The organism is Streptomyces angustmyceticus (genome assembly GCF_040701845.1).
GTDB classification, from domain to species: Bacteria; Actinomycetota; Actinomycetes; order Streptomycetales; family Streptomycetaceae; genus Streptomyces; species Streptomyces angustmyceticus_A.
The window spans coordinates 72,132-85,847 of record NZ_JBFBHQ010000018.1; the positions used below are offsets into that span (position 1 = coordinate 72,132).

The window sequence follows — 13,716 nt, forward strand, 5'->3', positions numbered from 1 at the left end:
TCGTTCCACGAGATGTGGGAGGAGTTGCGGCCGCTGGGCCGCGACTCCTCCTCCGGGGGCTACCGCCGCTACGCCTGGACCGGCGCCGACGCCGACTGCCGCGCGTGGTTCCGGGCGCAGGCAGAGGCCCGTGGGCTCGCCTACGAACTGGACCGCAACGGCAACCAGTGGGCCTGGCTCGGCGCCACCGGCCACCAGGACGTGGCCCCGGGCGAGGCCGTCGTCACCGGCTCGCACCTGGACTCCGTGCCGGACGGCGGCGCCTTCGACGGGCCGCTGGGTGTCGTCTCCTCCTTCGCCGCGCTGGACGAACTCCGCCGGAGGGGAGCGGAGCCGGCCAAGCCGCTGGCGATCGTCAACTTCGGCGACGAGGAGGGCGCCCGCTTCGGCCTGGCCTGCGTCGGCTCCCGGCTCGCCGCCGGCGCGCTGACCACCGAGGCCGCACACCGGCTGCGCGACGGTGACGGCATCACCCTCCCGCAGGCCATGGAGCGCGCCGGATACGACCCGGAAGGCATCGGTCCGGACCCCGAACGGCTCGCCCGGATCGGCGCGTTCGTCGAACTCCACGTCGAGCAGGGCCGGGCCCTGGACCTGTCCGGCGACCCGGTCGGCATCGCCTCCGCCATCTGGCCGCACGGGCGCTGGCGGTTCGACTTCCACGGCGAGGCCAACCACGCCGGCACCACCCGCCTGGAGGACCGCCGCGACCCGATGCTCAGCTACGCCGCGACCGTGCTCGCCGCCCGCGAGCAGGCCCGGCTGGCCGGCGCCCTGGCCACCTTCGGGAAGATCAGCGTGGAGCCGAACGGCGTCAACGCCATTCCCTCGCTGGTCCGCGGCTGGCTGGACTCCCGCGCCCCCGACCAGGACACCCTGGACACCGTGATCACCGGGATCGAGCAGGCCGCCGCCGAACGAGCCGCCCGCGACGGGGTGGACCTGAGCGTCGTCCGCGAATCCTTCACCCCCGTCGTGGAGTTCCAGCACGCCCTGCGGGACGAGCTGAGCGCGATCCTCGGCAAGACGGCGGAGCGGCCCGTGCCCGTCCTGGGCACCGGTGCCGGGCACGACGCCGGTATTTTGTCCGGAACCGTCCCCACCGCGATGCTGTTCGTCCGCAACCCCACCGGTGTCTCGCACTCACCCGCCGAGGCGGCGGCGGAGGACGACTGCGTCGCGGGGGTCACCGCACTCGCCGACGTACTGGAAGGGCTGGCGTGCCACTGACGACACAGGCCACACCGACGACGTACTGGCTCGAACACGCCTGGCTCGGCACGCATGTCGAGCCGGGCGTGGCCGTGGACACCGCGGACGGGCGGATCACGGCCGTCCGGACCGGGGCGGACACCCCGCCGCCCGGCGCCACCGCGCTGCGCGGCCTGACCCTCCCCGGCCTCGCCAACGCCCACTCGCACGCCTTCCACCGCGCCCTGCGCGGCACCGTCCAGGTCGGCTCGGGCACCTTCTGGACCTGGCGCGAGGTCATGTACAGCGTCGCCGACCGGCTCACCCCCGACACCTATTACGCCCTTGCCCGCGCGGTCTACGCCGAGATGGCGCTGGCCGGCATCACCTGCGTCGGCGAGTTCCACTACCTCCACCACGCGCCCGGCGGCACCCGCTACGACGACCCCAACGCCATGGGCGAGGCACTGGTCAGCGCCGCCGAGGACGCCGGGATCCGCATCACCCTGCTGGACACCGCCTACCTCTCGGCCGGCTTCGGCGCCCCGCCCGACGCCCACCAACTGCGCTTCTCCGACGGCACCGCCGAGCGCTGGGCCGAGCGCGCCGACGCACTCAAGGAGCGCGCGCACGCCCGCATCGGCGCCGCCATCCACTCCGTACGCGCCGTCCCCGCCGGCCAGCTCGGCACCGTCGCGGACTGGGCCCGCGAACGGCAGGCCCCGTTGCACGTCCACCTCTCGGAGCAGACCGCCGAGAACGACGCCTGCCGCGACGCCCACGGCTGCACCCCCACCCGGCTGCTTGCCGACCACGGCGCGCTGGGCCGGCGCACCACGGCCGTGCATGCCACCCACCTCACCACCGAGGACATCGAGCTGCTCGGCGACTCGAACACGGGCGTGTGCATGTGTCCCACCACCGAACGCGACCTCGCCGACGGCATCGGCCCGGCCGCCCGCGTCCAGGACCGCGGCAGCCCGCTCTCTCTCGGCAGCGACAGCCACGCCGTCATCGACCTGCTCGAAGAGGCCCGCGCCATGGAGCTCGACGAACGGCTGCGCACCCGCACCCGCGGGCACTGGACGGCCGCCGCCCTGCTGCGCGCCGCGACCGCCGACGGCCATGCCGCCCTGGGCTGGGACGACGCCGGCACCCTGGAGGCCGGTGCGCTCGCCGACCTCACCACGATCGCACTGGACTCCGTACGCACCGCCGGACCACTGCCCCGGCTGGCCGCCGAAACGGCGGTATTCGCCGCCTCCGCGGCGGACGTTCGGCACACCGTCGTCGCCGGTCGGCAGATCGTCCGCGACGGTGCGCACACCCTTGTCCCCGACGTACCCACCGCCCTCGCAGAGTCCATCGCCGCGGTACGCGGCTGAAGGAGAACACCCCCGCGATGACGACGACTTCCACGCCGACCACCACCGCCATCACCCACATCTCCCAGCTCGTCACCAACGACCCCTCCCTCGGTGAAGGCCCCCTCGGCCTGATCCAGGACGCCGCGGTCGTCATCGACGGCGACCGCATCGCCTGGGTCGGTGCCTCCAGCAAAGCACCCGCCACCGACAACGCCGTCGACGCGGGCGGCCGGGCCGCCCTCCCCGGCTTCGTCGACTCCCACTCCCACCTGCTCTTCGCCGGTGACCGCACCGCGGAGTTCAACGCCCGGATGTCCGGCCGCCCGTACTCCGCCGGCGGCATCCGCACCACCGTCGCCGCCACCCGCGCCGCCACCGACGAGGCGCTGCACGCCACCGTCGCCCGCTACCTCGCCGAGGCTCTGCGCCAGGGCACCACCACCCAGGAGACCAAGTCCGGCTACGGCCTGACCGTCGAGGACGAGGCCCGCGCGCTGCGCATCGCCGCCGAGCACACCGACGAGGTCACCTTCCTCGGGGCGCACATCGTCCCGCCCGACTACGCCGACGACCCGGCCGGCTATGTCGGCCTGGTCACCGGCCCGATGCTGGACGCCTGCGCCCCGCACGCCCGTTGGGTGGACGTCTTCTGCGAGACGGGTGCCTTCGACGGCGACCAGGCCCGTGCCGTCCTCACCGCGGGCAAGGCCAGGGGCCTGGTGCCGCGGGTGCACGCCAATCAGCTCGGCCACGGCCCCGGCGTCCAGCTGGCCGTCGAACTCGGCGCCGCCTCCGCCGACCACTGCACCCACCTGAGCGCGGCCGACATCGACGCCCTCGCGCAGTCCGACACCGTCGCCACGCTCCTGCCGGGCGCCGAGTTCTCCACCCGCGCCCAGTGGCCCGACGCCCGCCCGCTGCTCGACGCCGGTGCCACCGTCGCCCTGTCCACCGACTGCAACCCCGGCTCGTCCTTCACCAGTTCCATGCCGTTCTGCATCGCGCTGGCGGTCCGCGACATGGGGATGACCCCCGACGAGGCCGTGTGGTCGGCGACCGCGGGCGGGGCCCGTGCCCTGCGCCGCACGGACGTCGGCCGGATCGCTCCCGGCGCCCGCGCCGACCTCGCCCTCCTGGACGCGCCCTCGCACGTCCACCTCGCCTACCGGCCGGGCGTCCCGCTCGTCTCGGCCGTGTGGCACAAGGGCGTACGCGTCTGACGGCCGCACGGCGCACCTGAGGTCCGGGCCGGCTTCCGAAGCCGGCCCGGACCTCACCGTCCGTGACACCGGACGGTCCGTGACACCAGCAAAGGAGGGCCCGTCCCGAGCAACCCCGGGGCAGGCCCTCCTTGGCACGGGCGACTGCCGGCCGCACGGGCCGGCAGGGACCGCGGTCCCTCACTCCTCGATCATGAGCCCCTTGCGGAGCCGCACGAGGGTGCGGGAGAGCAGACGGGAGACGTGCATCTGGGAGATGCCCAGCTCCTCGCCGATCTCGGACTGCGTCATGTTGGCGACGAAGCGCAGCGAGAGGATCTTCCGGTCGCGCGGCGGGAGTTCGGCGATCAGCGGCTTGAGGGACTCGACGTACTCGATGCCCTCGAGTCCGTGGTCCTCGTAGCCGATGCGGTCCGCCAGCGCTCCTTCGCTGTCGTCCTCCTCGGGCTGGGCGTCCAGGGAGCTCGCGGTGTAGGCGTTGCTCGCGGCCATGCCCTCGACGACCTCGTCACGGCTGATGTCGAGGCGCGCGGCGAGCTCGTGCACGGTGGGGGCGCGGTCCAGCTTCTGCGCCAGTTCGTCGCCCGCCTTGGCGAGGTCCAGGCGCAGCTCCTGCAGCCGCCTGGGCACCCGCACCGACCAGCTGGTGTCACGGAAGAAGCGCTTGATCTCGCCGATGATGGTCGGCATCGCGAACGTCGGGAACTCGACGCCACGGCTGATCTCGAAGCGGTCGATCGCCTTGATCAGGCCGATCGTGCCGACCTGGACGATGTCCTCCATGGGCTCGCTGCGGGAGCGGAACCGGGAGGCCGCGAACTTCACCAGCGCGAGGTTGAGCTCGACCAGGGTGTTGCGGACGTACGCGAATTCGTGGGTGCCTTCCTCGAGCGTTTCGAGACGCTCGAAGAGGGTCTTGGACAGAGCCCTCGCGTCCACCGGGCCCACCTCGTCGAACGGCGGGATCTCGGGCAGCCCCTCGACCTCAGTCAGTCCCGCCAGATCCGATTCGGCGGCGAGCAACTGGGAAGGGATCTGTCCGGTCGGGTCGGACGGGGGTGTCGACGATGCGGGCTGCCGGGTGTCGTCGGTGCGCAATTCGTCGAGCCGGGGTGACATGGTCTCCTCCATCGTTCTCGGCATATGGCTGCCGATGCCTCTACGCGAAGCTGCGGTGTGCGGCGCCTCCAAGCCGGCCGTTTCGAATGTGTGCCTCTACGCCTACCTGGCTTTGCATGAAGATGGCAAGTGCGTGTTGTCCATATATTGGGCAATACGCGGATTGTTCAGCTACCGAGAGGCGCCGGGAAGGCGTAGGGTTCGACGAGCGCAGTCGGTAAGCAAACAGTCGTCTAGACAGCAAGAGGGGTGCGCGCGCATGGACCGCGGGACGGTCGGCAGTGCAAGCCGGGGCCGGCTTCACGTCGAGATCCGCCATCACGGCGCCAGCGCGGTCGTGACGGTTTCGGGTGAGCTCGATCACCACACCGCGGATCTGTTGCGTGAGTCACTCGAAGGCTGTGTGGACGACGGATACGCACGCCTGGTGGTGGACTGCTCACCCCTTGAGTTCATGGACTCCACCGGGCTCAATGTGCTGCTCGGCGCCCGCCTGAAGGCGGAGGCCGCGGGGGGCGGGGTTCATTTGGCGGGGATGCAGCCGGTCGTGGCGCGGGTCTTCGAGATCACCGGCGCGGAAGCGGTCTTCACGGTGCACGACACCGTCGACGCGGCGCTGGCCGACTGACATGGCGGCGGTGTCCGGAACGTTGCATTCCGGGCACGTAGTACGTGTCACAACTTCCGTACCCAAGAAGTGGGTGTTCTCACCGTCCGGTCGGGCAGGAGACATCTGAATCCGTTGAATCAGTCAGTATCTGTTTTCCGTGAACAGGCGAATCGGTGAGGTGAAGCGCTGATGAGCACCACCCGGCCGTACCCGCCGGGCGATCTCGGCCCGGAGTCGGGCGGCGCGGGCGCTTCCGCCGCCCCGGCTGCCGCCGCCCCGGCGGGTCAGATCCGCCGGCTGCGCCTGGCGGGCACCCGTGGGGCCGTGGCGCGCGGCCGCGACTTCGCCCGGGAGGCCCTGCACGACTGGGGCTGGCTGCCGGCCGGGAGCGCCGACCGGCGTGCCGCGGCCGAGGATGTGCTGCTCGTCGTCTCGGAACTGGTCACCAACGCCTGCCTGCATGCCGAGGGGCCCGAGGAGCTGCGGTTGCGCTGGGCCGGCAAAGTGCTGCGCCTGGAGGTCAGCGACCTCGGCACGGGCTCGCCGGCGCCGCGCAGCCCGCACCGCCCCGGGCGCCCCGGCGGCCACGGCATGTTCATCGTGCAGCGCCTGTGCCTGGACTGGGGCGTGGTGCGCCACGCCGACGGCGCGGGCAAGACCGTCTGGGCGGAGCTCGCCGCGCCGTCCTGAGGGGCGGGTGCGGACACCGGGAGAGAGTTGAGCGCGGGCCTGCGGGCCCGCGCTTCGTCGTGTCCGGGCAGCCGTCCCCGCGGCGCCCCGTCCCCGCGGCGCCCCGGCCCCGCGCGGCGCGGCCGGAATTCCCCCACGGCGCGCACCCGGGCCGATCGGGGCTGTGCTGTGCCTTCCCTCGGCACGGTCCCCGGCGTACCTTGAGCGGCCAATCTGATGTGCCGTCAGAACGTACGGCGGTGCGCTCACCGGGAGAGGGGAATCCGAGGTGGCCCGCTTCTACGAACAGCACGGCAGGCGCCCGGGCCGGGCGGCCGGCCTCGCCGCGGCCGTGGCGATGGCGGCGGGGTCCGCGGTGATGCTCACCGCACCGGCTGCCCATGCCGACGTCGTCGACGTCAACTACCAGTGCAAAACGCCGATCGGCAACAAGGGCGCGGTCTCGCCCATCGACATCAAGGGCACCGCCAGCGGCGGTGCGTACAAGCTCGTCATGTCCTTCCAGAAGGGCGTCTCCTCCAGCCCCGTCGAACTGGGCAAGGGCGCCATGAAGCCGAGCGCGCTGATCCAGCTGGGCGGCGCGGAGAGCGGTACGGTGCCGGTCGCCGGGCCGCCCAACGACCAGGCCATACCGGCCAACACCCCCATCAAGATCAGCGACTTGAGCGGTACGTACACCCCCAAGGGCAGCGGCAAGGTCACCCTCACGGCCTCCACGCTCACCATCAAGGCGCTGGGCACCACCACCACGTGCACGCCCAGTAACCACCCCAAGCCGTCGCTGTCCCTCGATGTGAAGGGGGCCGGCGGCTCCGGCAGTGCCTCTGGCGGAGGCGGCTCGTCCGCGGCGGGCGGCGGCTCCTCCGGCGGGCAGCTGCCGCAGACCGGCCCCGCGGACTCCGCCGTCGCGCTGGGCACCCTCGGCGGCACCGTGCTGCTGGCCGGGGCGGCCGGTGCGCTCTGGCTGACCCGCCGCCACCAGCGGGGGTGACGCGCCGTGCGGGGCGCCGGGTCCCGCAGGCCTCTCCCCGCTGCCCGCACGTCCCCGTGTCCGGCCGGCACGGGGAGCTCTCCTCCTTGTACCAGGAGCCGCCGATGCCGTTCCGTACCCGCACCGCGGTCCGTGGTGCGGTCCTCACGACCGCCGCTGTGCTGCTGTGTTCCGCCGCGTCCTGGGCCCGGCCGGCCGCCGCCCCGGCACCGCCCGGCTGGTCCGCCGCGCCCGCGCCCGGTGCCGGCGCCGAGCCGGGCCCGCAGGACCGCCCGTACTTCTATCTGGAGGGCGCGCCGGGCACCGTCCTGAGCGATCGGCTGTCCCTCAGCAACCCCACCGGCCACACCATCACCGTACGGCTGCGCGGCGCCGCCCCCGGAGGGTGGCTCAGCCTCGCCTCGGCACGGGTGACGGTCCCGCCGCACACCCGGGCGAGCGTGCCGTTCACGGTGACCGTGCCGCGCGACGCCGCCCCCGGTGAGAGCTCCGGCTCGCTGATCGCCACCGGCGGCCGGGGGAGCGGCGCGGAGGGGCGGGACGCCGTACCGGTCCATCTGCGGGTGACCGGGCGGCCGTTGTCCGCGCTGACCGTCGAGAAGGTGGCGGTGCGCGGCCGGGGCGCTGCGGCGCTCATCCGGTACACGCTGGTCAACCGCGGCAACACGGTGCTCGCGCCGCGCCTCGCGGTCCGCGCCGACGGGCTCTTCGGCCCCGTGCTGCGGCGGGCCGCCCGCGCCCTGCCGACCACGCTGCGGCCCGGCCAGGGCGTCGATCTGACGGAGAAGTGGCCCGATCCGCCCCGCCTGGACGCGGTGGACCTCCGGCTCACGGTGACGGCGGGCGGCGGCGCCCACGGGTCCGCCACCGCCACGTACACCACGGCTCCCTGGGGTGCGGTGGCCGGCGGGGGGCTCCTCCTGGCGGCGGGGGTGGCCGGCCCGGTCGTCGTCGTACGCCGGCGCCGCCGGGCACGGGGCGCGAGCGAGGTGCCGGGCGCAAGCGGAGTGCCGGGCGCGGCCGGGGCGGAAGGCGCCGGGACCGCGGCGGGGGCGGCCGGTGACGGGCCGCCGCCCGGCGGCGACCGGGCGGACGCGGCGGGGCAGTTGGCGGGTACCGGACCGGGAGCGCGGTCGTGACCGGCGGCACCGGGCGGTCCCGCACCGGCCCGGCCCTCCGCGCCGTGCGCGCCGCGGTCACCGCCCGCCCCGTACGACTCCCCGACCGGCAGCGGGCGGTGGCCCTGCTCCTCCTCTGCCTGGCGCTCGCGGCGGCTCCGCTCCCGGCCGCCGCCGCGCCCGCGGCCCGGTACTCCGCCGCCGACGGCGCTCCCGCGGTCCACCTCTCCCGGAAGGAGGCCGGCAAGGGCGGCACCCTCACCGTGACCGGCCGCGGCTGGCGGCCCAAGGCGCTGCTCACGCTGGTGATCTGCGGGCAGAACATGATCGGCGGCACCAACTCCTGCGCCAACGGCGACGGGCGGGCGGTCACCACCGACACCCACGGCGCGTTCCGCAAGCGCCTGCCGGTCGCCGAGCCGCCCAAGCCCTGTCCCTGCGTGGTGCATGTGGCGACGGTGACCGGTGCGGCGTCCGAGGCGGACGCCGCGTTCACGGTGGCGGGCCACCCGGTGGCGCCGCTGCCCGCCCAGGCCGCCGGCGGCCGGCTGACGGTGCTCGCCCAGCCCCGGCTGGCGGGCAGCAGCGGCCTGCTGACCTGGTTCGGCGCCCCCGCACAGCGCCGGCTGACCCTCACGGTCGGCAATCTCGGCTCGGCACCGGCCAGGGATCCGGTCTTCCGGGTCGGCACCTCGCACGGGGTCTTCGCGCCCCAGTGGGAGGAGCAGCAGTGGCGGGGGATCATCCCCGCCGGGAAGAAGGCCGAGGTCACGCTGCCGGTCGAGCTGCCGGCGGGCGCCCACGGGGACTACCTGGTCTCGCTCGGATACGGCGGCAAGGTGCTGGCCGAGCAGCCCTGGGGAGTCGGCAGGCCCTGGGGCGTGACGCTCTTTTGGGTGCTGCTCTGCGTGGTGGTCCCGACGGCGGTGTTCCGCATCGGCATGGCGCTCGTGGACCGGGTCCGCCCGCGCCGTACGGGCGGGCGCGGGCACCCCGCACGGCAGACGCCCGCCACCGGACGCGCCCGCGCGGCCGGCACCCGACCACGCATCAGGAACCGAACCGCGCGCAAGGGCTCCACCGCCGGCCCCGGTACGCCGGGCGACGGTGCCGCGCTGCCGTGGTTCACCCCGGACACCGCACCGTCCACCACCACATCAACCGAACGACCGACGTCGAAAGGTTCAGCGTGATGAGGCAACGGAGGAGAGCCGCGGTGGCCCCGGTGGCCGCGCTGGTGCTCGCGGGTGCGGGCATCATGGCAGCGGCCGGGCCCGCCCGGGCGGCCGAGGTGTCGTACAAGACGGAGTGTCTGCCGCCGCCGATATCGGGGCTGCCGCCGGTCGAGGGCACCACGAAGGTGGCCGTCACCGCGCCCGCGACCGCGAAGGTGGGCGACGAGATCGAGGTGGTCTGGAAGACCGTCGAGGGGGCCTCCAAGAACCCCGACATCCTCGATCTGGGGGAGAACACCGTCCAGCCGACGGGCACGATCAAGGTGGCCGGGGCGCAGACCGGTGACCTGGCCGTGCAGGGGCCGCGGGAGAACCCGCCGATCCCCAAGGGCAGCCCGATGAAGCTGTCCGACATGAAGGGCAAGCTGAAGCTGCAGAAGCCGGGTGAGGTCACGCTGACGCCCGGCTTCTACAACATCAACGTCAACAAGCCGATCTCGACGGACACCAAGTGCTCGCCCAAGGAGACCGTGCAGCCCGCGGTTACCATCAAGGTGACCGACGGCGGGAGCAGTTCCGGCGGGACCACTTCGGGCACGACCAGCGGCACCACGAGCGGGACGACCTCGGGTACGACCAGCGGGACCACGTCGGGCTCGACCGGCGGGACCACCGCCGGGACCTCCGGCACCACGTCGGGCACCACCAGCGGGACCACCGGCGGCAGCACCGACGGCGGCGCCAACGCCGGTACGTCCGGCGGGACCACCACCGGGGGCTCCGGCGGCGACCCCGACGGCACCGCGTACCAGGGCAAGCAGATCGACGTCCCGTACGCCTGCAAGACGCCCATCGGGGACAAGAAGGCGACCTCGCCGGTCCAGATCAACGCCGTGAAGAAGGGCGGCAGTTACGACCTGACGGTGAAGTTCGGCAAGTCCGTCATGGACAGCCCGGCGGACATCCCCAAGAACTCGGTCAAGCCGTCGATGGACGTCAAGGTCGGTGGCGCGGACAAGGGATCGGTGAAGACCGAGGGGCCGACCAACGCCGAGCCGATCAAGTCGGGACAGCCGATCACGATCCCCGACCTGAAGGGCACCTACAAGCCGGGCGCCACCGGCAAGGCCACGCTCACCCCGGGCGTGCTCACCGTCAACGCCCTGGGGACGACCACCACCTGCACCCCGGAGAAGGACCCCGGGGTCTCGCTCGCCCTGGACACCTCGGCGCAGCAGGGCGGCACCTCCGGCGGTACGGCGGGCGGTTCCGCCGGCGCGGCGGCCTCCGGCGGCAGCGCGGCCGGAGGGGCCAGTGCCTCGGGCGGCAGTGGCGGCCTCGCCGAGACCGGTGCGAGCGACCGCGGCGCGCTGACCGCGCTCGGCCTCGTCGCCGGCACCATCGTCCTGCTGGGCGGGGCGGTCTTCACGTTCCTGCCGCGGCGCCGGGCGCGGGTGCGCTGACGCGGCGCGGCCACGGGATGCACGAAGGGGGCGTCGCACCGGCGGTGCGACGCCCCCTTCCGTGTTCCGGGGCCGGCAGGCGTCAGTTGACGCCGCCCATCAGCTCCTTGATCCGCTTGCGGGACATCCAGATGCCGAGTCCGGCGACGACCGCGAAGGCGGCCTCCACGGCGACCGCGGCCGAGGTGTTCAGATCGACGTTCAGCTGCGGCGACGTCAGCAGGCCCGCCACGGAGTCGCCCGCGGTGACCGCGAGGAACCACACGCCCATCATCTGCGAGCTGTACTTGGCCGGGGCCATCTTCGTGGTGACCGACAGGCCGACCGGGGAGAGGCACAGTTCACTGACGGTCTGGATGAAGTAGATCGCCACCAGCCACATCGGGCTGACCCGGCCGCCGCCCGCGGCGGTGTCGAACAGCGGGATGAGGAAGACCGCGAACGAGATGCCGATCAGCGCGAGGCTGGACGCGAACTTGACCGCGGTGCTGGGCTCCTTCTCGCGCTTGTTGAGCCACAGCCACGCCGAGGCGACCAGCGGGGCGAGCGCCATGATGAAGATCGGGTTCAGCGACTGGTACCAGGACGTCGGGAAGTGGAAGCCCAGCAGGTCGTTCGTCGTGGAGTGTTCGCCGAAGATCGAGAGGGTCGAGCCGTTCTGGTCGTAGATCATCCAGAAGACGGCGGCGACCGCGAAGAACCACATGTAGCCCGAGAGCTTGGACTGCTCCAGCTCCGTGAGCTCCTTGTCGCGCTTCATGCGGACCAGGACCGCGATCGGGATGACCAGACCGGCGATCGTGATGGGCAGCAGCGCCCAGTCGGCGAAGTTCCCCGTCACGCCCAGCAGGGTGTAGAAGACGGCCGCCACGATCAGCCAGACCAGGCCCTTGCGGAGCACGGACGTCTTCTCCTGCGGCGTCGCGGGCTGGGCGACGACGCTGCTCTCCGGGCTCAGGTGGCGCGTGCCGAGCAGGAACTGGGCGAGGCCGAGCGCCATGCCGACGGCGGCGAGGGTGAATCCGAGGTGCCAGTTGACGCCCTCGCCGACGGTGCCGATGGTCAGCGGGGCGAGGAAGGCGCCGAGGTTGATGCCGATGTAGAAGAGCGTGAAGCCACCGTCACGGCGCGGGTCCTGGGGGCCGTTGTAGAGGTGGCCGACCATCGTGGAGATGTTCGCCTTCAGCAGGCCGGAGCCGAGCGCCACCAGCACCAGGCCGGCGAAGAAGGTCGCCGCGGTGGGCAGGGCGAGCGTGATGTGGCCGGCGATGACGACACAGGCGCCGACGGCGACGGTCTTGCGCGGGCCCCAGAAGCGGTCGGCCATCCAGCCGCCCGGCATGGCGAGCAGGTAGACCATCGCCATGTACACCGAGTAGATCGCGGTGGCCGTGGTGGCCTGCATGTGCATGCCGCCGGGCGCGATCAGGTACAGCGGGAGTAGGGCCTTCATGCCGTAGAAGCTGAAGCGCTCCCACATCTCGGTCATGAACAGAGTGGCCAGGCCACGGGGGTGGCCGAAGAAGGTCTTGCCGCCGTCTGCAGGGTTCCCCTGCTGGGCCGCGTCCTTCGTCAGGCTGGACGCCATGGTGCTTCCTTGCTGCTCGGGACGCGTTCGCAGGCCGATACGCGCCCGGGTGGGGGTGACCGGCACCGGTGCAGACCTGCCCGCCCCCCACGTCCAGGAGGTTCGGCACCGCACGAAGGAGGTGCCGGCAGGACGGTCGTACACCGGGAATCCACGCCCCCCCGTGCGTCTGGCGCGGCGGACCCGGTCGACAGGTCGATCTGTGTCCGGAGACCGGTGGTGCCGGTTCCTGAGCACAACGAGGGACCGCTGACGTCAGTTGAGCGCCAAGGGTCCCGATGGTTGAGCAGTGGACGTCCCGCCACCATACGTCCGCGGGCACCGCCGGTGGGCGGCGTGAGACAACGCTCACACTGCCGCGGGGAACCATGAGCGCCCCTGCGGGTGACCACGCGCCCTCGCGCGCGCCCGGGGCGCGCGCTCTCACGTGCAGGAACGGTCCGCCGTCCGCCATCCGCGCTGGTCCGCCCCTGGGTCCGGATACATCGGACTACCATCGGGCCATGACCCGTGTACTGCTCGCCGAGGATGACGCGTCCATCTCGGAGCCGCTCGCCCGCGCACTGCGCCGCGAGGGTTACGAAGTCGAGGTGCGCGAGGACGGCCCGACGGCGCTCGACGCCGGTCTCCAGGGCAATATCGACCTCGTCGTCCTGGACCTGGGGCTGCCCGGCATGGACGGCCTGGAGGTCGCCCGCCGGCTGCGCAACGAAGGCCATTCCTTCCCCATCCTGGTGCTGACCGCCCGCGCCGACGAGGTCGACACCGTCGTCGGCCTGGACGCCGGCGCCGACGACTACGTCACCAAGCCCTTCCGGCTCGCCGAACTCCTCGCCCGCGTACGGGCCCTGCTGCGCCGCGGCTCCACCGCCGAGCCCCAGCAGCCGCCCGCCACCCACGGCGTACGCATCGACGTCGAGTCGCACCGCGCGTGGATGGGGGACGAGGAACTCCAGCTCACGGCGAAGGAGTTCGACCTGCTGCGGGTCCTGGTGCGGGACGCCGGCCGGGTCGTCACCCGCGACCAGCTGATGCGCGAGGTCTGGGACACCACCTGGTGGTCCTCCACCAAGACGCTCGACATGCACATCTCGTGGCTGCGCAAGAAGCTCGGGGACGACGCCGCCAACCCCCGTTACATCGCCACCGTCCGCGGAGTCGGCTTCCGCTTCGAGAAGAGCTAG

At 72.9% G+C, this 13,716-nt stretch carries 12 protein-coding genes; 10 read left to right on the forward strand and 2 right to left on the reverse strand.

Translation table 11 applies throughout. The features are described 5' to 3' along the window. Positions 1 to 12: 12 nt before the first annotated feature. The 3 genes from AB0411_RS27840 to hutI are packed head-to-tail and all read left to right on the forward strand — an operon-like array spanning position 13 to position 3,778. On the forward strand, positions 13 to 1,230 hold the full coding sequence (locus AB0411_RS27840) for an allantoate amidohydrolase (RefSeq protein ID WP_366420070.1): 1,218 nt from the start codon (positions 13 to 15) through the stop codon (positions 1,228 to 1,230). Next, positions 1,221 to 2,576 carry a formimidoylglutamate deiminase gene (locus AB0411_RS27845; protein WP_366420024.1) on the forward strand — a complete coding sequence of 452 codons (1,356 nt, stop codon included), beginning with the start codon at positions 1,221 to 1,223 and terminating at the stop codon, positions 2,574 to 2,576. Before AB0411_RS27840 ends, AB0411_RS27845 begins: the two co-directional genes overlap by 10 nt. A gap of 17 nt (positions 2,577 to 2,593) precedes the next feature. Beyond that, positions 2,594 to 3,778: an imidazolonepropionase gene (gene hutI / locus AB0411_RS27850; protein ID WP_366420025.1), complete on the forward strand. Its 1,185-nt coding sequence runs from the start codon at positions 2,594 to 2,596 to the stop codon at positions 3,776 to 3,778. 180 nt (positions 3,779 to 3,958) lie between these two features. Here the strand turns inward: hutI and AB0411_RS27855 are convergent, their stop codons facing one another. Then, positions 3,959 to 4,897, reverse strand: a complete 939-nt coding sequence (locus AB0411_RS27855; protein WP_366420071.1) for an RNA polymerase sigma factor SigF — start codon at positions 4,895 to 4,897, stop codon at positions 3,959 to 3,961. 259 nt (positions 4,898 to 5,156) lie between these two features. Here AB0411_RS27855 and AB0411_RS27860 point away from each other — a divergent pair, with 259 nt between their 5' ends. From AB0411_RS27860 to AB0411_RS27885, 6 genes are all read left to right on the forward strand, one after another. Then, on the forward strand, positions 5,157 to 5,525 hold the full coding sequence (locus tag AB0411_RS27860; protein WP_366420026.1) for an STAS domain-containing protein: 369 nt from the start codon (positions 5,157 to 5,159) through the stop codon (positions 5,523 to 5,525). Positions 5,526 to 5,696: 171 nt separating this feature from the next. Further along, a complete protein-coding gene (locus AB0411_RS27865; RefSeq protein WP_366420027.1) occupies positions 5,697 to 6,197 on the forward strand; it encodes an ATP-binding protein in 501 nt (166 codons plus the stop codon). Positions 6,198 to 6,465: 268 nt separating this feature from the next. Continuing rightward, positions 6,466 to 7,188: an LPXTG cell wall anchor domain-containing protein gene (locus tag AB0411_RS27870; RefSeq protein ID WP_366420028.1), complete on the forward strand. Its 723-nt coding sequence runs from the start codon at positions 6,466 to 6,468 to the stop codon at positions 7,186 to 7,188. 104 nt (positions 7,189 to 7,292) lie between these two features. Then, positions 7,293 to 8,327 carry a COG1470 family protein gene (locus AB0411_RS27875; protein WP_366420029.1) on the forward strand — a complete coding sequence of 345 codons (1,035 nt, stop codon included), beginning with the start codon at positions 7,293 to 7,295 and terminating at the stop codon, positions 8,325 to 8,327. A 44-nt stretch (positions 8,328 to 8,371) separates the two neighbouring features. After that, positions 8,372 to 9,499, forward strand: coding sequence for a hypothetical protein (locus AB0411_RS27880; protein WP_437043635.1), 1,128 nt, complete (start codon positions 8,372 to 8,374; stop codon positions 9,497 to 9,499). Next, on the forward strand, positions 9,499 to 10,944 hold the full coding sequence (locus tag AB0411_RS27885; protein ID WP_366420030.1) for a hypothetical protein: 1,446 nt from the start codon (positions 9,499 to 9,501) through the stop codon (positions 10,942 to 10,944). The genes AB0411_RS27880 and AB0411_RS27885 overlap by 1 nt, the downstream gene beginning before the upstream one ends. An 82-nt stretch (positions 10,945 to 11,026) precedes the next feature. On the opposite strand, the gene AB0411_RS27890 is transcribed toward AB0411_RS27885, so the two are convergent. After that, positions 11,027 to 12,532 (reverse strand): peptide MFS transporter, encoded by a 1,506-nt coding sequence (locus AB0411_RS27890; RefSeq protein ID WP_366420031.1) that lies wholly within the window; start codon positions 12,530 to 12,532, stop codon positions 11,027 to 11,029. 503 nt (positions 12,533 to 13,035) lie between these two features. On the opposite strand from AB0411_RS27890, the gene AB0411_RS27895 reads away from it, so the two are divergent. Further along, entirely contained in the window at positions 13,036 to 13,716 is a 681-nt protein-coding gene (locus AB0411_RS27895) for a response regulator transcription factor (protein WP_030086430.1), read from the forward strand.

Excerpts from the sequence above, each read along its gene's own strand:
- AB0411_RS27840 (WP_366420070.1), top strand. The coding sequence starts at position 13 with ATGTGGGAGGAGTTGCGGCCGCTGGGCCGCGACTCCTCCTCCGGGGGC.
- hutI (WP_366420025.1), top strand. The coding sequence starts at position 2,594 with ATGACGACGACTTCCACGCCGACCACCACCGCCATCACCCACATCTCC.
- AB0411_RS27855 (WP_366420071.1), bottom strand. The coding sequence starts at position 4,897 with ATGTCACCCCGGCTCGACGAATTGCGCACCGACGACACCCGGCAGCCC.
- AB0411_RS27865 (WP_366420027.1), top strand. The coding sequence starts at position 5,697 with ATGAGCACCACCCGGCCGTACCCGCCGGGCGATCTCGGCCCGGAGTCG.
- AB0411_RS27875 (WP_366420029.1), top strand. The coding sequence starts at position 7,293 with ATGCCGTTCCGTACCCGCACCGCGGTCCGTGGTGCGGTCCTCACGACC.
- AB0411_RS27890 (WP_366420031.1), bottom strand. The coding sequence starts at position 12,532 with ATGGCGTCCAGCCTGACGAAGGACGCGGCCCAGCAGGGGAACCCTGCA.
- AB0411_RS27860 (WP_366420026.1), top strand. The coding sequence starts at position 5,157 with ATGGACCGCGGGACGGTCGGCAGTGCAAGCCGGGGCCGGCTTCACGTC.
- AB0411_RS27895 (WP_030086430.1), top strand. The coding sequence starts at position 13,036 with ATGACCCGTGTACTGCTCGCCGAGGATGACGCGTCCATCTCGGAGCCG.
- AB0411_RS27885 (WP_366420030.1), top strand. The coding sequence starts at position 9,499 with ATGAGGCAACGGAGGAGAGCCGCGGTGGCCCCGGTGGCCGCGCTGGTG.